This is a genomic window from Mucilaginibacter sp. P5_A4, from assembly GCF_056400605.1.
Window position 1 is genome coordinate 17,920 of sequence record NZ_JBFUKX010000044.1, and the last position, 22,533, is coordinate 40,452.

Below are 22,533 nucleotides of genomic sequence, written 5' to 3' on the forward strand. Positions count from 1 at the left end.
ATAATTGGTTTAAATTGGTTATTTGCAGGTTTGTACTATCTCCAGCAACTTTATAGTATCGTTATATAATTGATTGTACAAACGGTTTTCGAGTACACTTTTACTAATGAGTTTGCTGCCCATGCCCACCGCGCAAACCCCTGCCGTAAACCAGGTGCTGATGTTATTGATATCCAGATCAACCCCACCTGTTGGTATAAACAGCTGGCCCGAAAAAAGATCCCTGATAGACGATACAAACTCCGGCCCTAAAATATTGGCCGGGAAGATCTTTATCAGCGCGGCACCATGCTGTTGCGCACTATGGATCTCGGTAGGCGTCATACAGCCCGGGATCCATAACAATTTGTGCTGGCTGGCTATTTTCTCCACCTCGGGATTAATAATTGGCGATACTATAAAATCGGCCCCGGCACTAATAAAAGCAGCTGCTTCGGCGCCCGTTTTAATGGTGCCTATACCCAAATACAAATCGGGCATTTCATCTTGCTGTGCTTTCTTTAAAACTTTAAAATTTGCCAGTGCGGCAGCACCCCGGTTGGTATACTCAAATACGCGTATGCCTGCTTTATAAAGGGTGCGTGTTATCTCAAGGCTCACATCCGCATCTTCATAAAAAAACAGTGGTAATGTGCCCTGGGTTAGTATAGCGTCAAGCACTATTTCTTTTTTGCTCATGATTTAATGGCTTTAGTAATTTCTTCAACTGTTTTATTGGTGGCATCGCCCTCAATAAATAGTTTGGTGTATGCGGCAACGGTTGCAAACTCCAATGTTTGTTTCGGATCAAGATTAGTATAAAATCCATAGATCAATCCTGCCATAAAACAGTCGCCGCTGCCTACTTTGTCAACTACCTTATTGGTGTCGTACTGGTTTGAATTGTATAGTTTGTCACCGGTATACAAAGCGGTATAATAATTAATTCCCTCGCCCGCATCAAAGCGGAAGGTATTGGCAACAGCTGTGCATTTAGGATATTGCGCCATGATACTTTCTGATGTTTGCAGGGCCTCTTTCAGGTAAATACTTTTTTGCCCCGATTCATGAATATCCGGTGCGATTGGTATGCCCAACATCATTTCGGCAGCCCAGATATTGCCCATTATCAGATCGGCATATTTTACCATTCCGGGCATAATATCTATCGGGTTTTTACCGTATTTCCACAGTCTCGAGCGGTAATTCAAATCAACGGATATGGTAATATTTTTAGCTGATGCGGCTTCCAGTACTTCAAGACATACATCCGCCACGTCCTGGCTTATAGCAGGGCATATCGCGCTAAAATGGAACCAGCTTACACCATCCAAAGCTTCGTCCCAATTAACCTGCCCTGGTTTTAATGACGCAAATGCAGAACCGGCCCTATCATATATCAATGCATTATTCTTGATATCCTTGCCACGGGTTAAATAATAAAGACCTATCCTATCGCCATGCATGTATACAGATGAAGTATCGACCTTCTTTTCCTGCAGATAACCGATGATCTGTGACGACATGGCATTATCCGGCAAAGCCGAAAAATATGCCGATGGCAGATCCCATAAAGCTAAAGCAGTAGCCACATTCAACTCGGCGCCGCCAACAAAAAACGGCAGCTGGTTATCATTAAGCCATTCACCGCCGGCATCGGGGCAGATCCTTAGTAAAAGCTCACCAAATGAAAGTATTTTGCCCTTCGGAGATTTTATTTCAAGCGGCTGGCTCATTTTGACAGATCGAATTTAAAGTAGTTCTTAGCGTTATAGTAACAGATATCCTGGATAACCTTGCCTGTCCATTTGATATCATTTGGCAGCTCGCCATTTTCAATATCATCCCCAATCAAGTTGCAAACCAACCTGCGGAAATACTCATGCCGCGGGAAAGACAGGAAGCTGCGAGAGTCTGTAAGCATACCAACCATCCGGCTGATAAGGCCAATGTTGGATAAGGCGTTCAGTTGTTTGGTCATGCCATCCTTCTGATCCAGGAACCACCATGCCGAGCCAAACTGCACTTTGCCTGCAACAGAACCATCGTTAAAGTTGCCCGTCATAGAGGCCATTAGCTCGTTATCTGCAGGGTTTAGATTATATAATATGGTTTTGGTGAGTTGATTGGTAGTATCCAGGCGGTTAAGGAACTTAGACAATGCCCTCCCCTGCGAAAAATCGCCGATGGAATCCCAGCCCGTATCGGGCCCAAGTTCACTTAAACCACGCGCGTTATTATTGCGCAATGCGCCCAGGTGCAACTGCATTACCCAACCCTTTTCATGATTCCAAAGGGCAAACTGATGTAACATGGCCGACTTGAATTTCAGGATCTCGTCAGCCTTTAATACCTGCACGCTTCTTATCTTTAAATATATTGCGGCAATTTCAGTGTCAGTATAGTCTTCAGCATAAACCTGTTCCAGCCCATGGTCGGATAAGCGACAGCCATTTTTGGCAAAATAGTCATGGCGGCTTTTAAGGGCCGTTAAGTACGTTTCTATACTATCAATGGTAATGTTTGTGATGGTTTGCAGCTTATCAATATAGCTATTTAATCCAATCAGGTCATCAGCATTCATGGCTTTATCGGGCCTAAAAGTTGGCAATACCTGCACTTCATAGCCACTGGCTTTGATCTGTTGATGGTACGACAAATCATCCGAAGGATCATCTGTAGTACATATCACCTCCACATTTTTACTTTTGATAATATTGCGGACGCTGTAATCAGCAGATTGCAGTTTTTTGTTGCATTCACTGTATATGTCAACAGCTGTTTCCGTTGACAGCAGCTCCTTTATATCAAAATAACGTTGTAACTCCAGGTGTGTCCAATGGTAAAGCGGGTTGCGCAAGGTATACGGAACGGTAGCTGCCCACTGTTCAAATTTCTCCTGGTCGGTTTTATTACCGGTGATATAATCTTCGTTAACACCATTTGCACGCATGGCGCGCCATTTATAATGATCGCCGTTAAGCCAAACCTTCGTGATATTCTCAAAATTGATATCGGCGGCTATCTGATCGGGCGGTAAATGGCTGTGATAATCTATAATTGGTAAATCGGCAGCGTATTCATGGTATAAGCGCTGTGCTGTTTTTGTATTTAGCAAAAAGTCCTGATCTAAAAAACTCTTCATTGTATAAATTTATGCCTTATCAAGTAAAGACCGTTTAACACCCATTTCCAACCCCCGTAATTCGGCAAGACCCTTTAAACGGCCAATTGCAGAATATCCATGATAGGTTTTATAATTAAAATCATCCAGCAGTTTATGCCCATGATCGGGGCGCATTGGTATGGCAATATCATCACGACCGTCCTTTTCCCGCTTTTGCTGCTCCAATACAATGTTCTTCATCACTGCATACATATCTGTGCTGCCACCCAAATGCTCAGCCTCATAAAAGCTGCCATCAGCCTCGCGCTGTACATTGCGCAGGTGCAGGAAATGGATATGCTCCCCTAACCTTTCTACAATACCGGGCAGGTCATTATCTTCCCGTGCTCCCAGGGAGCCACTGCAAAAAGTTAAGCCATTACTTGGCGACGGGCAAAAGTTCACCACATCTGCCAGGTCCTGTTCGGTAGAGACTACCCTTGGTAAGCCTAATATCGGGAAAGGTGGATCATCGGGGTGGATACACATTTTCACGCCTGCTTTTTCTGCCGCAGGGATAATCCCCCGTAAAAAGTAAGCCAGGTTGTCCTTTAATCCTGCGGCGTCAACATCGGCATAACGTTTTAAATGCTCTTTGAACTCGCTGATAGATAATGTTTTATCCGTACCAGGAAGGCCAGCCATCAGGTTATTGATGAGTTGCGTTTTTTCTTCGGCAGTAATGCTTTCAAGATACTGTTTGGCTATTTGCTGCTGTGCGCTGCTATAATCATCCCGGGCGCCATTGCGTTCCAATATGTAGAGGTCAAATGCGGCCAGCGCTTTTGCATCGTATCTTAAAGCCGTTCCTTTGTTGGGTAACAGGTAGTCAAGATCGGTACGTGTCCAATCCAAAACGGGCATAAAGTTGTAGCATACGGTTGTAATCCCCGCACTTGCTAAATTCTGAAGGGTGCTGACGTAGTTTTCAATATACTTGTCCCTGTCGGCAGATGCGGTTTTAATACTTTCATGAATATTAACGCTTTCCACAACAGACCAGCTTAAACCGGCCTCTTCAATTATTGTTTTACGTTGGATTATTTCGTCGAGCCCCCAAATTTCACCTACCGGAATGTGGTAAAGCGCGGTAACTACCCCTGTAGCACCAGATTGAGCAATAGCTGTTAATGTAACCGGATCGGCAGGGCCAAACCATCTGAATGTTTCTTCTAAATTATTCACTATAGGTTAATGGTATTGTAGTTTGACCGGCAAATTACACATCATTATTTCAAGTTGGAAACGTTATTTGAAACAATCTACGATAACGTTTGCGTGAAAGGCCAATGGAGTAGCTGGAATGAACTGCCTGGCAATATATAACAGCAGGTGTTCCACCGGAACGCCCCCGAACACTGGAACGGCCGGAACACCTTCATCGCTGATAATCAATATTTTAGTATTTTTTAGATTTATAGCTACGGAACGCCATTTATGCTGATTATCAACGCTTTAACATTTTAAAAAACTGACACTTTTCTTATCCTGAAATAGGTTTACACATTAACTTTAAACGAGCTTTTTTTATTAATATTTATACCATTTATATCCATAAAAAAAGAGCGGCAGGTATTCAACCCGCCGCTCTTTTAACATTTATACAGAATTATTTTACTACCAGAAAACTGAATAAAGCGCCACAACTATACCTGTAACTATCAATGCACCGGCTAAAAATCCTCTTGATGTTTTAAACATAGATGCATCAATTTCCAGTCCGTTGGTGGTAATACCTCTTGCCTGGTCAATTTTTGATATGATGTACATACCAACAACGCAAATGATAAWTACAAAGCCCATACGATCAAGGAAAGGGATCTCGTAAAGTTTGGTAACCTTATCATCCTGTAAAGCCAGTTTTGAAAAACCATATGGCGACAGGAAGCTCAGATCGGCAAAGCGAGGTAACAGTTTAAAGAAACACGACATGATGAAACCGCCAACGGTTGCAAACAAGGCCGCATTTGAAGTAGCTTTTTTCCAGAAAAAACCAAGAATAAACATGGCAAATATACCCGGAGACACAAAGCCTGTGTATTCCTGTATATACTGAAACCCTTGTTTACCCTCGCCCATTAATGCCTTGCCAATAAGCTCGGATAAAATGATACCCAATACCATTGCAACCACCACAGACCATTTACCTAAACTTACCAGTTTTTTATCGGTAGCATTAGGGTTAATGGCTTTTTTGTAAATATCCAGTGTGAAAATAGTAGCTATACTGTTTGCCTTACCCGCCAGCGATGCTACAATTGCAGCTGTTAAAGCGGCAAATGAAAGACCCTTTAACCCGGTTGGCAACAAGTTAAGCAGCGATGGATAAGCCTTATTAGGATCCATAACACCCGATGAACTCATCATTTCCTGGTGGAACATGCCTTTTTGGTACAGCAGGTAAGCAGCAATACCCGGCAACACCACAATAACCGGCATCAGCAATTTAAGGAAAGCCGCAAACAGGATACCACCACGCGCGGTTTTAAGGTTTGCACCCAAAGCCCTTTGCGTAATGTACTGGTTACAACCCCAATAGTTAAGGTTGGTGATCCACATACCACCTATCAGTACCGATAAACCAGGAAGATCCATATAGTTTGGATTATCTTTCTTGAATATCATATGGAAGTGATCGGTAGCCTCGGTATGCAATATTTTAAAGCCGTTTAACAAGCCGGTAGTACCTTCTTTTTCGCTTAAAAGCGTTAATGCAAGGTAAGTAGCCATTAAACCACCCAAAATAAGCACAGCAACCTGTATAACATCGGTATAACCGATTACCTTCATCCCACCCAGCGTGATAACAACAGAGAATGCAGCCAGCAACCAGATACACAGGTGGATATCTAATCCTGATATACCACTGATAGCTAACGCACCAAGATAAAGGATAGACATTAAGTTAACCACAATGTACAGTAACAACCAAAAGATGGCCATGATCATAGCTACAGTGCCATTATAGCGCTGGTGCAAAAACTGCGGCATGGTGAAGATCTTGTTTTTAAGATACACCGGTATAAAAAATACTGCCACAATGATCAATGTAATTGCCGCCATCCACTCGTAGGTTGAAATAGCTAAACCCATCTTAAACGCCGATCCGCTTGTACCGATAAATTGCTCGGCAGAGATATTGGATGCGATTAATGATGCCCCGATTGCCCACCAGGTAAGCGACCCTTCTGCCAAAAAGTAATCTTTTGAGGTCGCGTCGGCGTTATGTTTGCGCTTATATACCCACCAGCCATAGCTGGAAACTATAACAAAGTAGATAAAAAATACAGCATAATCGCCGTACGAGAGGGTTTTCAGGTTCATTGTTTGGTCAAGTTGGTTTTAATAATGTTAGTTTGACAATTATAAACTATATATAGCGATTTATCAAGTTTTCTAAATATTCTTGTCGGCCGCTTAATGTTTTTGGCTCGCCATTGGTTATTGCATAGGTACGCAAATCTTCCAATGAAAGCTTACCGCCTTCAAAATCTTTTCCAGAACCTGTATCAAATGAAGCATATCTGTCAGTACGGATCTTTTTGTATTCTGATTTCTGCAGGATATTATCCGCTATTACCAAAGCACGGGCAAAAATATCCATACCACCAACATGGGCGTAGAACAAGTCGGCCGGATCTGTAGAGTTACGGCGGATTTTGGCATCAAAATTAATACCGCCACCTTGTAAACCACCTGCTTCTAATATGATCATCATCGATTCGGTGATCTCATTGATATCATTCGGGAACTGATCGGTATCCCAGCCGTTCTGCGTATCGCCTCTGTTGGCATCTATCGAACCTAATAAACCAGAATCGGCTGCTACCTGCAACTCATGCTGGAATGTATGGCCAGCTAAAGTAGCGTGGTTCACTTCCAGGTTAAGTTTAAAGTCGTTCAACAGGTCGTACTTTTGCAAAAAGCCTAATACGGTAGCCGCATCATAATCATACTGGTGTTTGGTAGGCTCGCAAGGTTTTGGCTCTATAAAGAAATTACCTTTAAAGCCTTGCTTGCGGGCATAATCCTTAGCTGTATGTAAAAATTTGGCTAAATGTTCCTGCTCGCGTTTCATATCGGTATTCAACAGGCTCATGTAACCTTCACGGCCTCCCCAGAATACATAGTTTTCGCCACCCAAAGCAATGGTTGCATCAATAGCTGCTTTCACCTGGGCGCCTGCATGGGCCAGTACATGAAAATCGGGATTGGTAGCAGCACCGTTCATGTACCTGCGGTGACTAAACAGGTTTGCTGTTCCCCAAAGTAATTTTACGCCACTTTCGGCTTGTTTTTGTTTGGCATATTCAACCAAAGCCTGTAAGCGCCTGTCGTTTTCGTTAACATCATTGGTATAATCAACCACATCCACATCATGGAAACAGTAGTAAGGAATGTTCATTTTGGTGATGAACTCAAATGCCGCGTCCATTTTGTCTTTGGCACGTTCAACAGCATCCGCTTTTTCATCCCATGCAAAAATGTGGGTAGCACCGCCAAACGGATCGGCACCATTACCGTTAAATGAATGCCAGTAAGAACAGGCAAAACGTAAATGCTCGGCCATAGTTTTGCCAGCTACTACCCTGTTAGCATCGTACCAACGAAACGCTAATGGATTATCTGATTCGAGGCCTTCAAATTTAACCTGGCCTATTCCTTTAAAGAATTCTTTTTCTCCGGTGATAATACTCATATTTTAAATTATTGAATTGTATTAATTATTGAATTACTGATTTATTGAATTATTGAATTTTTCTTTTCCCTTTTCTTAACCTTTTGCCTTTGACCTTTCGCCTTTGACCTTTCGCCTTTCGCCTTTAACCTTTAACTAACCTCACATCCAAAAGCGCCTTCCATTCCTGGTATATCGGCTCAAACGCGGTGGTTGCTGTTGGTTCTATTAACTGTATAGCTTTTGTATTACTAAATGCTTCAGCCGGCGATTTAAAGATCCCCGCTCCTATTCCGGCGCCTAATGCCGCGCCTACACTGCCATCGTTGTTGTATAATTCAACAGGAACACCTGTGGCGTTTACAAAAGCTTCGGCGAACAGCTCACTTAAAAACAAGTTACTTTTACCGGCACGGATCACGGTTGGGTTCATGCCATTACTGCGCATAATATCAAATCCATAACGGAACGCGCAGGCAATACCTTCCTGTACCCCTCTGAAAATATGAGCCTGGGTATGCAGGTTGAGGTCGATATTTTGGAAATGGGCGCCTACCTGCTTATTGTTCAGCATCCGCTCGGCCCCGTTGCCAAATGGCAATACCCGTAAGCCGTCGCTGCCTAACGGCGCTTTTTTTGCTTCGTTGTTTAACTGGGTATAGCTTAAACCTGCACCGAAATTGTATTTTGCCCATCGGTATAAGCTACCGGTGCCATTAATACATAATAATACACCTAAGCGTTTTTCTGCTTCGGTATAATTAACGTGGGCGAAAGTATTGATGCGCGACTGCTGGTCGTAAGCAAGTTGATCGCTCACGCCGTAAATCACGCCCGATGTACCGGCTGTTGCCGCTACTTCACCAGGGTTCAATACATTTAATGAAAGTGCATTATTGGGTTGATCGCCGGATTTATAGGTTACCGGGATGCCTGCCTTTAGTTTCAACTTTTCGGCAACCGAAGTAAGCAATGCGCCATGCGACGAAAATACAGGGTTAATTACCGGGAATATGCTTTCATCAAAACCAAAGTAATTGATAACCTCTTTGGAGATGCTGTTGGTTTTGAAATCGAAGAATACGCCTTCGGATAATGCAGATACCGACGTAGTTATATCGCCGGTTAGTTTCATGGCGATATAATCGCCGGGCAGCATGATCTTATCTATTTTTGCGTAGATCTCCGGCTCGTTTTCCTTAACCCAGGCCAGTTTGGATGCAGTAAAGTTTCCGGGGGAGTTTAGCAGGTGCGATAAGCAATTCTCCTCGCCGATGGCAGCAAACGCCTTATCACCAATTTCAACAGCGCGGCTATCGCACCAAATAATACTATCGCGCAATACATTCTGGTCTTTATCAACCAATACCAAACCGTGCATCTGGTAGGCTATACCTATGGCCGCTATATCCTGCGAATCATAAGCACCTTTGGCATGGCATCTCTCTAAGGCCTTTTGTGCCTGTTCCCACCACATTAATGGTGATTGTTCGGCCCAGCCCGGATGTATGGCTTTTATTGGCGATTCCTCATCCGGGAATTGCGCCGACGTTATAATTTGTTGCGTATCCGCGTTAACAACGCTAACTTTAACCGACGATGTGCCGATATCAATCCCTAATAACAGCATGATTTTTTTTGGGTTACTAACATGAATACTAAAAACGGGTTTACTTTTGGTAAATAATTCCACGAAATTAATTAAATATTTAAAATTACAATCGATTGCGTAAAATATTTTTTCCAAATTGCACTTTATAATGAAAAAAGGAAAACGTACTACCATTTATGACATTGCCGYCAAGCTGGGTATAACCGCGTCTTCGGTATCAAGGGCGCTGAATAACAGTAACCAGGTAAACGAAAAAACCAGGGAGCTCATCATGAAAACAGCCGATGAGTTAAACTACAAGCGTAACGTACTTGCCTCAAATTTGCGTAAGGGGCATTCAAAAACCATTGGCGTGGTAGTACCCCGTATTAACCAGAATTTTTTTGCGAATGTGATTGCCGGTATAGAAGAAGCTACTTATCAAAAGGGGTATAACCTGATCATCTGCCAATCGGGCGAGTTGCATGATAAAGAGATCCAGTGTGTAAATACGTTGATAAACCAGGATGTTGATTGTATAGTAATATCTGTATCTGCAGATGGGAACGATTACCAGCACCTTCAAAATGTAATAGATCATGGCATCCAGCTTATCCAGTTTGACCGCGTGGCCGAGGAACTGGAAACGCTGAAAGTGATCAATGATAATGAGCAGGCTTCTTACGAAGCCGTATCGCACCTGATAGAAAGCGGGTATAAACGCATTGGATTGCTTGAAGGCCCTCAAAACCTCAGTATTTTTAAACAACGTAAATCGGGTTACCTGCGGGCATTAAAAGCCTACAATATTGATGTGATTGACGAACTGATAGTTGAAAACGCCTGGACAAAAGAACTGGGCGCCGAAGGAACCCGCAAACTATTAACGCTCCCCCAGCCTCCCGATGCCATTTTTGCTTCCACATCAGATTTCTCGGCACTGGGTGTTTTGGAGGTAGCCAATGCCATGAAAATAAAAGTGCCATCTGAATTGGGTGTTTGCGGCTATGCAAATGAAGGCTTTTCGGAAATCACCAGTCCGTCCATTACCACTATCGACCAGTTTAGCGTTTACATGGGTAACACCGTTGCCAACCTGTATTTCCAGGAAAAGGGCAATACCGATACTACAGCAAAGCCGAAAATCATCAGTATTAAGCCCGAGCTGATCATCAGGGGATCGACGGCGAAGAATGGGAAGGGGTAGGTTGTTTCGTTGTCCTTTCGAGGTGCCATCAGGCAAGAACCTGAATAAAATTGGATGACGTGTGAGAAAATACTATTGAAAATCAGTATGCTTTTTTTTACACGCAACCCTCTTAATCGTCATTGCGAGGTACGAAGCAATCCCCGAATTACAGAGCAGCTATGCAGATTCGCTCTATATAGTTGGGGATTGCTTCGTCGTACCTCCTCGCAATGACGCACTTTTTTAAGATGTCATTGCTGTTTTTTCCGGTTTACGCCTGGTGATCACTCGTAATGACGCGTGGATATGTGCTTCATTAGAAGTATAAAAAAATTAATAAATCAAGCTTAAACGGCTTCGTATACATTGAGTAATATCTCTTCATTTTTTACTAAATTCCATCCACTAATACAATACTTTACCATAAAATGTCCATAATTCATATTCAATATCAATTAACATTTCTGTTACATTTGTGCCATATAGCTTTTAACTTTCAACCATAATTTATATCACTACTATGGATGATTTTATTGCAGCAAGGTCGCAAATGGCCTTATCATTAGGTTTTCATATTATATACTCCTGCATTGGTATGGTTATGCCTGTTTTTATGGCCATATCGCATTATAAATGGATAAAAACCAAAAATCCGGTTTACAAAAACGTTACCATAGCCTGGAGCAAAGGTGTAGCTATATTTTTTGCCACCGGAGCAGTATCAGGTACCATGCTGTCGTTTGAGCTGGGTTTGTTGTGGCCTTCGTTTATGAAGCATGCAGGCCCCATATTTGGGATGCCGTTTTCATTGGAGGGTACGGCCTTTTTTATTGAAGCAATTGCGCTGGGATTTTTCCTTTACGGGTGGAACAAGCTTAACACCTGGTTTCACTGGGTTACCGGGGTGGTGGTTGGTATAAGTGGGATAGCATCGGGTATTTTAGTGGTTTCGGCCAATGCCTGGATGAACAGCCCATCCGGTTTTGATTATGTGAACGGTAAGTATTTAAACATCGACCCTTTAAAAGCCATGTTTAACGAGGCCTGGTTTTCTGAATCGTTACACATGACCATAGCTGCTTTTTCGGCAACGGGTTTCGCGGTAGCGGGAATCCACGCGCTGATGATCTATAAAAAAAGAAACATTGCTTTTCATACCAAATCATTTAAAATAGCTATAATATTTGGCGCGGCGGCGGCCATCCTTCAACCTTTAAGTGGCGATATCTCGGCCAAAGGTGCAGCCAAAAGACAGCCAGCCAAGCTTGCCGCAATGGAAGCCTATTTTCATACCCAGGAATATGCGCCGCTGATTATTGGCGGGATACCGGATACCGTAGCTAAAAAAGTAAATTATGGTTTAGAGATTCCCGGCTTACTGAGCTTTTTGGTTCACGATAATTTTAAAACATCTGTGAATGCGCTGGACAAAATCCCGTTTAAGGATCAGCCTCCTGTTGCCATTACGCATTATGCATTCCAAATCATGGTAGGCATCGGTACACTGATGATGTTTATCGGGATCCTGTATTTTATTGCCCTTTGGAAAAAGAAGGAATGGTTTAACAAAGCATGGTTTCTTAAATTATTCATTATTGCCACGCCATTGGGCTTTATTGCCCTGGAGGCCGGATGGACGGTTACCGAAGTTGGCCGCCAGCCATGGATAATACAGGGAGTTATGCGCACAAGCGATGCCGTAACCAAAATGCCCGGCATTCAGTATACTTTTTACCTGTTCACCTTCATTTACTTCACCCTGAGTGTATTTGTTATTTTCCTGCTGAAAAGACAGATCCAGATGGTACCAGAATTGTACGACCGTTAACCCGCTGATATTATGTTATACGTTGTTATCCTATTTTTATTTGCCGCCATTACCCTCTATTTCCTGCTGGGTGGTGCTGATTTTGGCGCGGGCATCATTGAGTTGTTTACATCAACCGATAATAAGTACCGCACCCGCAAAACCATGTACCAGGCTATAGGCCCCATTTGGGAGGCCAACCACATGTGGCTAATTATTACCGTGGTTATCCTTTTTGTAGGTTTCCCGGATATTTACAGCGAAATGTGCACATACCTGCATATTCCCCTGTTAATCCTGCTATTGGGTATTATTGCCCGTGGTACTGCCTTTACCTTTCGTAATTATGATGCAGTAAAAGACGAAAAAACACAGGCGTTTTATAACCACATGTTTGTGTATTCCAGCTTTGTTACGCCTTTGTTTTTAGGCATTATTGCCGGCAGCGCACTGTCTGGTCAAATTGATCCAACAGCTGCAACATTTGTAAGTGCTTATATATTTAGCTGGCTCAATTGGTTTTCGGTAGCTGTAGGCTTCTTCACCGTGGCTCTTTGCGGTTTTCTTGCCGCAATCTATATTGTAGGCGAAACAGATAATGTTGATGATATAAAACGCTATATCAAAAAAGCAAAAGTATCAAACATTGTGGCCGTTATTTGCGGGGGACTGGTTTTCATTGCATCCGAGATTGAGCATGTGGGCTTATCCAAATGGATTTTTGGCAACCCGGTAAGCCTTACAGCCGTGATAGCCGCTACCCTATCGCTGGTATTATTATGGTTTATCATATCCGAAAAGAAAAACCGGCAATGGATCAGGTTATTGGCCGCATTCCAGGTAAGCATGATCCTGATTTCGGTTGGTGCAACACGCTTCCCCCGTTTCGTGATATTTAAAGGAGGAAGCTCTATGTCGCTCTTAACCGATCATGCCACCAATAATACTATTGATTACCTGGCGATAGGATTGCTGGTTGGTAGTTTGTTTATACTGCCTGCATTGGGGTATTTGTATTACAGCTTTCAAAGGAAGGATAGGTAATCTCACCTTTTTGTCATCCTGAACGGAGTGAAGGATCTATTCGCAAACTGTATAGGGCGAAGATGCATAGCGCAGAATAGATCCTTCACTCCGTTCAGGATGACAAACCATTTGCTCAAGGATGACAAAGTGAAGGCCTTAATCTTACCTCTGAAATATCTCCGGGTATTTCCTTATAAAATAAACCGGCGTGCAGCTCCAGGCATGGCAGTAGCTGTTCACCGGGTAAAACTCGTAGGGAGATTTCAGCTCGTCCTTAGGGTCATAAACTTCCCAAAAGGTATCAGCCCCTTTTTTGATCATCCCACCCCAGTAAGTAGTGAGCGCTTCTTTGGCTTCGGTTTTTAAACCGCTTTCAATTAAAGCCGCCACATAATAGTGAAACATATATGGCGCACCGGGATGTACCGCATTGGTTACAGCTGGTAACGCCTTTAGCGCTTTTTGTCCTTCGGCTTTGGTAGCTACGCCGCTTAATACCATCCAGGCTTGCGCACCATATGATACCTGCTTATCTACCCCGCTCACAAACAGGCCCGATTTTTTATCATACAGGTTTTTATGCGCGGCGCCCTTTAATTTTTTGGCTAATGCAGGAAGTTCGGCAACTTCACTTTCCTTGCCTAATAATTTAGCCAGGGCATAGGTTTGGTTAAGCGTATAAACACTTAAACCCTGCAAAACGGTTTGTTTATCAAGATCGTTTTTCCAGTCGAAAAACACCCACCATTCTTTGCCCGCTTTTACATAGTCCACCATACCATCTTCGCCGGCATATTTTTTAATCATATCGAGTTGTTTTTTGGCAACAGGCCACAAATCACTACCGGTTTGTTTATCGCCGGTGGCGGTAACGTATTCCTTCAATGCTACATTGTACAGGAAACAATAATCAAGCAGGCGGTTGCCGGTTTGTGCATGAGGCTCGGGTGTTTCAAATACATTTGATATCAGCACCCCATCTTCGGCAGATAAACCAGCCAGTAAATAAAAGCAGCGTTTGGTAAGGTTATTATTCTGGAAAGAATACAGGTTAGCCAATGATTCAAGGTAAAGGTCTCCTATCCATAACCGGCGATCACGTTTTGGCCCATCTTCATATACGGTTTGCATGCACTCTTTTAAAGTAGTTAAACCTACCCTGTCAATATCCTGTATCATTTGCGACGTTCCGGCGGCTAAGGCGGCAGGTGCTGTGGCTACGGACGTTGTTGCCTTAAATTCAATATTAGTGATTGCAAAATCAAAGTAATTTGATGCCCCTAACAATTCTATCTTCACAAAACGGCAAGCCAGCCTGCGCGGAATAGTAATAGTGGCGGGCGACTCGGTAACCGTAACAATCTCGTCCTGTAGCCAGGCCCGGCTCAGTGTTCCCGGGTAGGGATCAAATGGTGTCGCCAATTCTGAAGGAACTTCACCAAAGGTAAATTTTAACCTTAACGGGGCATCCATAACACCCTTTGTTGCTTTTACGGTGAAAGTGAAATAGCCGGTCATGTGTTCGCCAAAATCAGCAACTACGCCGCTTTGTTTTTTAAATGAGTTGTTGTACAGTACATCTACCCCATCGGCTTTTACTGTCTTCCAGCCCTGGAAAGCCGCTGCATCTTTTTCAAGTTTCACAAGGGCGATTGGTTGTTTTACAGATTCGATGAGCTTGGGTTTGCATTCTTCGGCTTTTTTTAGCCAGGATTGCCTGTAACCGGCATAGGGGTCCTGGGCTTTTACATTAGCCGTTATCAATGCGATAGCGCAGGTGAATAAAAAAATGAACTTAGCGTTTGGTCTGATTGGCGCCATAAAGGTTAATTTAAGATTGAGTTCTTTGTTTTGGTAACATGGAGAAGACCGGGCAAAGAAATAATTGGTTGTTGCAATATAAAAATATGCAGTTGTGAAACCATCCTGTACTATCTTTTTAAATTAAAAATATAATTGTGGAATATTACATTTGTGCCAGCCCAATTATAAAGCGTGAAGAACTACCTGAAAATATTATCTATTGATGAGTATTCTATTACTCCAAAATACCTTCAGTTATCAAATGCCATCATCAGGGCAATTGAAAGTGGTGATATTGTTAGGGATGATATGCTGCCTTCTATTAATGACCTCAGTTTTGCACTGGATACATCACGCAATACCATTGAAAGGGTTTACAAGGAGTTAAAGGATAAAGGTATTGTAAGCTCGGTACCGGGTAAAGGTTTTTTTATCTCGAATACCGATTTTCAAAAGCCACTGAAGATCTTCCTGCTGTTCAACAAGCTAAGCGCACATAAAAAGATAATTTACGATGCCTTTGTTGCTACCATTGGCGAACTGGCTACCATTGATTTTTATATTTATAACAACGATTTCTACTTTTTTAAAAAGATAATTGCTGATAGTTTCCAGAACGATTATGCCAAATACATCATCATCCCCCATTTTTTGGATAATGAAACCAAGGCTCATGAGATCATCAATACCATTCCAAAGGATAAGCTGATCCTGCTGGATAACCTGGTACCGGGCGTAAACGGTAAATTTGCGGCCATTTACGAAAATTTTGCGTCGGATGTTTATGAAGCCCTTAAGAAGCTGCTTGATAAGCTAACTAAGTACCATACTATTAAGCTGATATTTCCCGGTAAAACATATCATTCCAAAGAGATCCTTAAAGGTTTTCTTAATTTTTGCCGCCAGTATGCATTTGATTATGAGGTGGTTGATTCTTTAGCTTCAGAAACGATTCAAAGGGATACGGTTTATATCAGTTTAATGGAAGATGACCTGGTTGAACTGATCAAAAAAATCATTGCTTCTGAGCTCAAAGTAGCTAAAGATGTGGGCGTTATATCCTATAACGAAACCGCGCTAAAAGAGATTATTCTTGATGGTATTACCACCATATCTACAGATTTTAAACTTATGGGAAGCAAAACCGCCGAGTTTGCGCTAAGCAATTGCCATGAGCATTTTGCGGTGCCCTTTAATGTCACCTTAAGAAGTTCGTTGTAAAACCGAAATTTAAAAAACGGGTATTAAAATTCAATCCTGAATGTAGTTCCCTTTCCCGGTATACTTTTTACTGTAATATTTCCGCCCATGGCCTCTACCTGGTTCTTAACCAGGAACAGTCCTATTCCACGCGCATCATTGTTTCCATGGAAAGTTTTATACATGCCAAAAATATTTTGGCCGTGCCTGTTCAGGTCTATGCCAACGCCGTTATCCTCAATTTCCAGGATGGTTTTGTAGCCGGGGCTGTTAGCAGATATAGCTATTTTCAGCGGTTTCTCAGGATCACGGTATTTAATACCGTTGGTAAGTAAATTAAGCAAGATACTTTCCAGGTAAGCCTTATCACAATTAATTTCAATTTCAGGATCAACCTTGATAGAAAGATTTGCTGCTGCCTCTTTCAGTGATCCCGACAGGATATTTACTGTTCTGTTAATCTCCAGGGCCAGGTTAAGGTACTTTAAATTGTGCTTATTATTAGCATGCACATCAACCACTTCATTTAAATATCCCAGCGTTTCCTGCAAATTATTTGCGCTTGTTCCCAGCATATCGGTCAGGTTATCTTTTTCCGATTTGTCTTCCTCATTAAGAATCATATCGGTAAGCATCTGAATATTGCCGGTATGAGAACGAAGGTTATGGGAAACAATATGGGCAAAGTTTAATAAGCGGCTGTTTTGGGCGCTAATGATCTCCATTGCTTTAATCCGTTCCAGCTCCATGTTTTTTCTTTCGGTGACATCTTTGATCTGCGACACAAAATACAAGGGGTTTCCCTGCTGATCACGCACTAAAGTAACATTTAGGGATGCCCATATAATATTACCATTTTTATGGAAATAGCGCTTATCCATTTGATAAGCCATAATCTTATTATCCAGCAATTGATGCATTTGTACCAGGTCAATATCAAGGTCATCCGGATGGGTAATGTCCTGAAAAGTCTCCTTTTTCAAATCGTGTTCTTCGCGGCCTAATATCTGGCATAGCATTTTGTTCACCCTGATCCATCCACCAACGGGCGATACCAGTGCCATACCTATCGGCGCATATTCAAATGCATGATGAAACTGCGCTTCTTGTTCGGCCAATCTTTTAAGCAGGTCAACCTGTTCGGTAATGTCTTCTATTGTGCCGTATATTTCTGTACATATCCCCTCTTCTAAACTTGCCTTTATCCTAACTTTTATCCATTTGGTATTCCCTTTTGCTGTTCGCAACTCAAATTCTCCGCTTAACGGATCCCTGGTTGTTATGGCATCTTCTATTAATTGCTTTATAGCCTTTTGATCAACATAAAACCCGATGGATTTTTCCAAAGTTGGCTTAAAGTCGGGGCCGACCTCATAAATTCCCCTTACTACCGCATTCCAGTAAATTTCGTCGGTTAATATATTTCTTTCCCAAATACCCAGGTGGACAAGCGGTATAACTTTTTGGTAGAGTTCGAGTTTGGTCTGCATAAAAGAAAAAAGAGGGTGATCGGCTCAATAAACAAGATAGTAAATTTGGTTTATACGTTACCTACTACCTTTTGTTTAAATTATTAGGTGCGCAATTTATTTATTTTCGTTGTAATTGCTAACTTCCTGTTGTTTAAAAAACGGTATGGGTAATTGTTCTTCATTATTATTATCATCGTACCACCAAACTGCACGTTCTCATATAATCTAAACTATGCATATCCTGATAGCACCAAATGCTTTTAAAAATAGCATAACAGCACAGGCTGCCGCTACTTCCATTGAAAAAGGACTGCAGCAAAGCAAGCTGTTATGTACAACAGCATGTTTCCCGATAGCTGATGGCGGCGATGGTACAGCTGCCCTTATCATCCAAAAGCTGCAGGGCAATTATGTTACTATGGATGTTCATGATCCGTTGGGCAGGCAAATTAAAGCCTCGTTCGGTTTGGTTGATGGCGGCAAAACCGCGGTGATTGAAATGGCCGATGCATGCGGTCTCAGGTTGCTGAAGCATGATGAACTAAACCCGCTAAAGGCCAGCTCCTACGGAACCGGCGAAATGATTAAAAAAGCCCTCGACCTTGATGTAAGCACCATTATAATTGCAATGGGCGGCTCGGCCACGGTTGATGGCGGAACCGGTATTTTAAAAGCGCTTGGCATTAATTTTTTCGGAGCCGAAGGCCATCTATTGGATAATATGCCTGAAAGCCTGCCCTGCCTGGAAAGGATTGATGGTTCAAATATGGATACCCGCCTGCAAAATACAAAGTTGGTGGTGCTTTGTGATGTAGATAATGTGTTATTGGGACCGCAGGGGGCGGCGGCAGTATTTGGTCCGCAAAAGGGAGCAGGCTCCGAAGATGTAAAAATACTTGATGCAGGGCTTTCCAGGTTTAATGATGTTACCGTGCAGCAACTCGATATAAATATGGCCGCAACCCGATATGGTGGTACTGCAGGCGGAGCATCTGCAGGGGTTTATGCCTGGCTAAATGCCAGGCTCGTAAACGGCATTGATTATTTTATGGAACTTACTCATTTTGATGAGGCACTGCGTAAAAGCAACCTGGTAATAACCGGCGAGGGAAGCATTGATGAACAGACCCTGCAGGGAAAAGGCCCTTTCGGGGTGGCCTGCAGGGCAAAGGCAAAAGGTATACCTGTAATTGGCTTAGCCGGTAAAATTCCCCTTAACAATAACGAAAAACTAAAACAATACTTTGATGTACTGATGGCCATTGGCAACGAGCCCGCAGATATCCCCGCCGCATTAGCCCATACAGAACAAAATTTAACGCGGGTGGCGAAAGATCTTGGTGAACTATTAAGCATGGGAATTTTAAAACCGGCAAACAGGTTCAGCCGCTAACATTGATCAGATTGGATGGCGATTTTAATCAATGTCCTCCGCTGTCGGCCGTAAAGCTTTTATCATCTGCCGATGGGCCATAGATAGAAGGGACCGCAATATCATTCAGCCGCATGTATACAGTTAGCTGACCGCGATGATGTACCATGTGGTTAATAGTTGATTCCACCTGTTCTTTCTTGGGCGAACTAAATAATTCCCGGCCATTTGCCTTAAGGTAAAATGTTTCTGCCAAAGTGTCTTCCTTAATGCTCGATAACGTGCTTTTAGCTTCCGTTACATTCTGTTTAAAGTGGTTCACAAGGTCCTGGGTGGTTTGGGCCTTTATATGCTGAAAAGTAGCAAAGTCGATTTCTGAATGTTTTATAATATGTGTTATCCATAAAGGGATCTCGGCAACAAGCAATGCCAGGTAACCCAGTTCCATTGACTTTTCATGCGGTTTCCAGCCGAAAAGCTCTGGCGGGATACGTTCCAGGCATTTCAGGGTGGAAGGTACTTCAGCTTCCAGTTCTTTAGCAAATTGTTCGGCGAATAGTAAATCGTTCATAGCTTTGAAAATTATTCATAAGCAATTAACATCTATCCGTTTAAATAGTTTACGGTTTTTTATATTGTGTATTATCACTTATCTTCAACAGGATCCGGCGGAGCTGGCCCGGATGGATCATATATAGCTACCGCAACCTTTGAATCGGCGCAGCCATAATACAGGAACCATTTCTTTTTAAAATAAACCATACCTTCTATAAATACAGTGCCGTTAACGTATTGCCCGCTTTTTTCAAAGGGAGCCATCGGTCGCAGGAAAGGTACATCCAGCCTGGTAATATTTTTTGAAGGATCTTTCCTATCAAACAATGCCTGTCCGGCACAATACGAATTGGCATTAAACCTTTTATCCCTGTTCTCATCTGCCTTATTTTTACCATTATAAAATAAGATGACACCTTGTTTGGTCATTAAAGCCGGCGGCCCGCATTCTGTCAAATCACTGTCGAAATAGCCATTGCGGGGTGATATCAATTGTTTTAGCTCACCGTTTTTATCAACAACCGGCGCCCAGTCAACCAGGTTGGTGGATGTAGCTGCATAAACATGCTGCTCTCCCCAGTACAACCAGTATTTACCATTAATTTTAATCACCACTTGTTTTCCATTAACTACCTTTGTAAGGATGGATGCGGATTTACTGGCAATATTAAAAAACTTACCATGATAAGCTGTTTCAAAGATAGGCCCATGCTTTTTCCAGTGTACCAGGTCTTTGGAAGTTGCTGCTCCCAAACGCGGCAACTCGCGATTCCATTCGGTATAAAAAACAACATATGTTCCATTAGGTGTAACCGCCACACGCGGATCCTCGCAGCCACCGGGCCATTCATATTTTTTTGCTATATCATTATCCGGGTAAAGTACGGGTGTTTTTTTTCGGCTAAAATGAATGCCGTCAGCACTTTCTGCATATCCTAAGCGCGATGTGCGAAAACCAATTCCAATACCAAACAAGTCCTCTGCCCGATACAATACAATCACTTTGCCGTTTTTTATGGCCGCAGCCGGATTAAACGTATCATTGGCTTCCCATGGCACCATTTTGTTACTTACCGGGTCTTTAAATTTTGAGCTGGTATCGGGTGATATGATAGGGTTTATATTTGCCGGTCTTTCAAAACCTCCAAAAGCCCATGAGGGTAATGTATTTTTGGGAATCTGACCCAGGCAGGTCTGGGCTACCAAAACAAAGGCTAATATCTTCCCGGTTTTTATTAAGTTAATCATCATAATTGGCTCATTTAAAGATATAATTTGGGGGAGCGCTATTTTTATTACAGGCACACATCCCTTTGTATGGCGAAGCCGCCAATGTAGATGAAATATAGTAGTAATTCAAAATAGTTTGAGCGGAGTTAAATAAATCACATTTACTATATTTAAACCATGCTTTTCACCGAAGACTTTTTGCATTATGTATGGAAATTCAGGCTATTTGATCGCATAGACCTGCAAACCGAAGATGGTAAAACGCTTGAAATATTTTCGACGGGGACACATAATACTGATGCCGGCCCCGATTTTCACAATGCCCGGATCAAAATAGATGACACCCTTTGGGCCGGTAATGTTGAAGTTCACCTTTCTGCCTCTGATTGGCAAAAGCATGGCCATACCAATGATGATGCTTATAACAATGTAATTTTGCATGTGGTTTATAATAATGACCTGCCGCTTGTTTTAACCAGCGGGCGCAAGGTGCCAACTCTTCAACTAAGAGACAGAATCCCAGCCGAACTATATAACCGTTACCACCAGATGGTATTCGGTAACCAAACCATTATACCTTGCGAAGCCAGCATTGGCACTGTTGATGGGCTCATTATGCATAACTGGCTAACACGGGTGTTGGTTGAACGGCTCGAAAAGAAATCGGCGTTAGTAACATCGGCTCTGGCAATTAATCGTGGCGACTGGGAGGAAACCTTTTACCAGTTTTTAGCTGCAAACTTTGGCTTTAAAACTAACGCGTTACCTTTTGAGTTACTCGCTAAGTCGCTGCCACAGCTTACCCTTAGCAAACACAAAAACAACCAGATGCAGATAGAGGCGCTGATATTTGGACAGGCTGGATTTTTAGATGGTGATTTGAAAGATGATTATCCAAACAAACTAAAAAAGGAATATGATTTTCTGCGGAAGAAATATAGTTTGAAGCCGATAGAAAATCACTTATGGAAGTTTATGCGGTTACGGCCTCAAAATTTCCCTACGGTGAGGCTGGCTCAATTTGCAGCACTCATTGTAAATTCTAACCATCTGTTCTCCAAGATATTGGAGGTAAAGGATATCGATGCACTAAGAAGCCTTTTCGCATCTATAAAAACAAACGCCTATTGGGACGATCATTTTCGCTTTGATGTACCTTCAAAGCCATCGCCTAAAATTATGGGGGCATCATCTGTAGATATTTTGCTTATCAATACCCTTGCTTTATTCCTGTTTAGTTTTGGCAAACATCACCAGCAACAGCACTATATAAGTCGTAGCCTTAAACTTTTAGAAAATTTACCGGCCGAAAAGAACAATATTACCGAAGATTTTGTTAACTTAGGGCTGAAAATTACAAACGCGTTTGAATCGCAGGCACTGCTTGAACTAAAAAATAACTACTGTAATTATAAGAAATGCCTGCATTGCGGCGTTGGTAATAAAATATTAAAGCTGACCTGAC

Annotated in this window: 17 protein-coding genes; 6 read left to right on the forward strand and 11 right to left on the reverse strand. The window is 42.4% G+C overall.

The window, feature by feature from the left end; genetic code table 11:
* Window positions 1–18: 18 nt before the first annotated feature.
* The 7 genes from AC1DQW_RS21555 to AC1DQW_RS21585 all read right to left on the reverse strand — a co-directional run bounded on the left by AC1DQW_RS21555 (window position 19) and on the right by AC1DQW_RS21585 (window position 9,453).
* The gene (locus tag AC1DQW_RS21555) at window positions 19–678 is read right to left on the reverse strand and encodes a beta/alpha barrel domain-containing protein (protein WP_477455949.1); all 660 of its coding nucleotides are present in this window, start codon (window positions 676–678) and stop codon (window positions 19–21) included.
* Window positions 675–1,715, reverse strand: coding sequence for a PfkB family carbohydrate kinase (locus AC1DQW_RS21560; RefSeq protein ID WP_477455950.1), 1,041 nt, complete (start codon window positions 1,713–1,715; stop codon window positions 675–677). Before AC1DQW_RS21560 ends, AC1DQW_RS21555 begins: the two co-directional genes overlap by 4 nt.
* Window positions 1,712–3,124, reverse strand: coding sequence for a glucuronate isomerase (uxaC, locus tag AC1DQW_RS21565; RefSeq protein ID WP_477455951.1), 1,413 nt, complete (start codon window positions 3,122–3,124; stop codon window positions 1,712–1,714). The genes AC1DQW_RS21560 and uxaC overlap by 4 nt, the downstream gene beginning before the upstream one ends.
* Before the next feature lie 9 nt (window positions 3,125–3,133).
* Window positions 3,134–4,330 carry a mannonate dehydratase gene (gene uxuA / locus AC1DQW_RS21570; protein ID WP_477455952.1) on the reverse strand — a complete coding sequence of 399 codons (1,197 nt, stop codon included), beginning with the start codon at window positions 4,328–4,330 and terminating at the stop codon, window positions 3,134–3,136.
* A 432-nt stretch (window positions 4,331–4,762) separates the two neighbouring features.
* Window positions 4,763–6,463 carry a sodium/sugar symporter gene (locus tag AC1DQW_RS21575; RefSeq protein WP_477455985.1) on the reverse strand — a complete coding sequence of 567 codons (1,701 nt, stop codon included), beginning with the start codon at window positions 6,461–6,463 and terminating at the stop codon, window positions 4,763–4,765.
* Window positions 6,464–6,515: 52 nt separating this feature from the next.
* Complete coding sequence (gene xylA, locus AC1DQW_RS21580; RefSeq protein WP_477455953.1) at window positions 6,516–7,844, reverse strand: xylose isomerase; 1,329 nt, start codon at window positions 7,842–7,844, stop codon at window positions 6,516–6,518.
* 124 nt (window positions 7,845–7,968) lie between these two features.
* Window positions 7,969–9,453, reverse strand: a complete 1,485-nt coding sequence (locus AC1DQW_RS21585; RefSeq protein ID WP_477455954.1) for a xylulokinase — start codon at window positions 9,451–9,453, stop codon at window positions 7,969–7,971.
* 130 nt (window positions 9,454–9,583) lie between these two features.
* Here AC1DQW_RS21585 and AC1DQW_RS21590 point away from each other — a divergent pair, with 130 nt between their 5' ends.
* From AC1DQW_RS21590 to AC1DQW_RS21600, 3 genes are all read left to right on the forward strand, one after another.
* The gene (locus tag AC1DQW_RS21590) at window positions 9,584–10,621 is read left to right on the forward strand and encodes a LacI family DNA-binding transcriptional regulator (RefSeq protein WP_477455955.1); all 1,038 of its coding nucleotides are present in this window, start codon (window positions 9,584–9,586) and stop codon (window positions 10,619–10,621) included.
* Window positions 10,622–11,123: 502 nt separating this feature from the next.
* A complete protein-coding gene (locus tag AC1DQW_RS21595; RefSeq protein ID WP_477455956.1) occupies window positions 11,124–12,431 on the forward strand; it encodes a cytochrome ubiquinol oxidase subunit I in 1,308 nt (435 codons plus the stop codon).
* A 12-nt stretch (window positions 12,432–12,443) separates the two neighbouring features.
* The gene (locus AC1DQW_RS21600) at window positions 12,444–13,454 is read left to right on the forward strand and encodes a cytochrome d ubiquinol oxidase subunit II (RefSeq protein WP_477455957.1); all 1,011 of its coding nucleotides are present in this window, start codon (window positions 12,444–12,446) and stop codon (window positions 13,452–13,454) included.
* 144 nt (window positions 13,455–13,598) lie between these two features.
* Here the strand turns inward: AC1DQW_RS21600 and AC1DQW_RS21605 are convergent, their stop codons facing one another.
* Window positions 13,599–15,257 carry an alpha-L-rhamnosidase-related protein gene (locus AC1DQW_RS21605; RefSeq protein WP_477455958.1) on the reverse strand — a complete coding sequence of 553 codons (1,659 nt, stop codon included), beginning with the start codon at window positions 15,255–15,257 and terminating at the stop codon, window positions 13,599–13,601.
* A 174-nt stretch (window positions 15,258–15,431) separates the two neighbouring features.
* On the opposite strand from AC1DQW_RS21605, the gene AC1DQW_RS21610 reads away from it, so the two are divergent.
* Complete coding sequence (locus AC1DQW_RS21610) at window positions 15,432–16,460, forward strand: GntR family transcriptional regulator (RefSeq protein ID WP_477455959.1); 1,029 nt, start codon at window positions 15,432–15,434, stop codon at window positions 16,458–16,460.
* A 23-nt stretch (window positions 16,461–16,483) separates the two neighbouring features.
* On the opposite strand, the gene AC1DQW_RS21615 is transcribed toward AC1DQW_RS21610, so the two are convergent.
* Window positions 16,484–17,929 carry a sensor histidine kinase gene (locus AC1DQW_RS21615; RefSeq protein ID WP_477455960.1) on the reverse strand — a complete coding sequence of 482 codons (1,446 nt, stop codon included), beginning with the start codon at window positions 17,927–17,929 and terminating at the stop codon, window positions 16,484–16,486.
* A 214-nt stretch (window positions 17,930–18,143) separates the two neighbouring features.
* Here AC1DQW_RS21615 and AC1DQW_RS21620 point away from each other — a divergent pair, with 214 nt between their 5' ends.
* On the forward strand, window positions 18,144–19,304 hold the full coding sequence (locus AC1DQW_RS21620) for a glycerate kinase (RefSeq protein ID WP_477455961.1): 1,161 nt from the start codon (window positions 18,144–18,146) through the stop codon (window positions 19,302–19,304).
* A 28-nt stretch (window positions 19,305–19,332) separates the two neighbouring features.
* Here AC1DQW_RS21620 and AC1DQW_RS21625 read toward each other — a convergent pair whose 3' ends face one another.
* On the reverse strand, window positions 19,333–19,854 hold the full coding sequence (locus tag AC1DQW_RS21625) for a DinB family protein (RefSeq protein ID WP_477455962.1): 522 nt from the start codon (window positions 19,852–19,854) through the stop codon (window positions 19,333–19,335).
* Between the two features lie 74 nt (window positions 19,855–19,928).
* On the reverse strand, window positions 19,929–21,089 hold the full coding sequence (locus tag AC1DQW_RS21630) for a glycoside hydrolase family 130 protein (RefSeq protein WP_477455963.1): 1,161 nt from the start codon (window positions 21,087–21,089) through the stop codon (window positions 19,929–19,931).
* 156 nt (window positions 21,090–21,245) lie between these two features.
* Here AC1DQW_RS21630 and AC1DQW_RS21635 point away from each other — a divergent pair, with 156 nt between their 5' ends.
* Complete coding sequence (locus AC1DQW_RS21635; protein WP_477455964.1) at window positions 21,246–22,532, forward strand: DUF2851 family protein; 1,287 nt, start codon at window positions 21,246–21,248, stop codon at window positions 22,530–22,532.
* The last annotated feature ends 1 nt before the right edge of the window (window position 22,533 follow it).

Excerpts from the sequence above, each read along its gene's own strand:
- AC1DQW_RS21630 (WP_477455963.1), bottom strand. The coding sequence starts at position 21,089 with ATGATGATTAACTTAATAAAAACCGGGAAGATATTAGCCTTTGTTTTG.
- AC1DQW_RS21620 (WP_477455961.1), top strand. The coding sequence starts at position 18,144 with ATGCATATCCTGATAGCACCAAATGCTTTTAAAAATAGCATAACAGCA.
- AC1DQW_RS21595 (WP_477455956.1), top strand. The coding sequence starts at position 11,124 with ATGGATGATTTTATTGCAGCAAGGTCGCAAATGGCCTTATCATTAGGT.
- AC1DQW_RS21635 (WP_477455964.1), top strand. The coding sequence starts at position 21,246 with ATGCTTTTCACCGAAGACTTTTTGCATTATGTATGGAAATTCAGGCTA.
- AC1DQW_RS21560 (WP_477455950.1), bottom strand. The coding sequence starts at position 1,715 with ATGAGCCAGCCGCTTGAAATAAAATCTCCGAAGGGCAAAATACTTTCA.
- AC1DQW_RS21615 (WP_477455960.1), bottom strand. The coding sequence starts at position 17,929 with ATGCAGACCAAACTCGAACTCTACCAAAAAGTTATACCGCTTGTCCAC.
- uxaC (WP_477455951.1), bottom strand. The coding sequence starts at position 3,124 with ATGAAGAGTTTTTTAGATCAGGACTTTTTGCTAAATACAAAAACAGCA.
- AC1DQW_RS21585 (WP_477455954.1), bottom strand. The coding sequence starts at position 9,453 with ATGCTGTTATTAGGGATTGATATCGGCACATCGTCGGTTAAAGTTAGC.
- AC1DQW_RS21625 (WP_477455962.1), bottom strand. The coding sequence starts at position 19,854 with ATGAACGATTTACTATTCGCCGAACAATTTGCTAAAGAACTGGAAGCT.
- AC1DQW_RS21600 (WP_477455957.1), top strand. The coding sequence starts at position 12,444 with ATGTTATACGTTGTTATCCTATTTTTATTTGCCGCCATTACCCTCTAT.
- xylA (WP_477455953.1), bottom strand. The coding sequence starts at position 7,844 with ATGAGTATTATCACCGGAGAAAAAGAATTCTTTAAAGGAATAGGCCAG.
- AC1DQW_RS21555 (WP_477455949.1), bottom strand. The coding sequence starts at position 678 with ATGAGCAAAAAAGAAATAGTGCTTGACGCTATACTAACCCAGGGCACA.
- AC1DQW_RS21605 (WP_477455958.1), bottom strand. The coding sequence starts at position 15,257 with ATGGCGCCAATCAGACCAAACGCTAAGTTCATTTTTTTATTCACCTGC.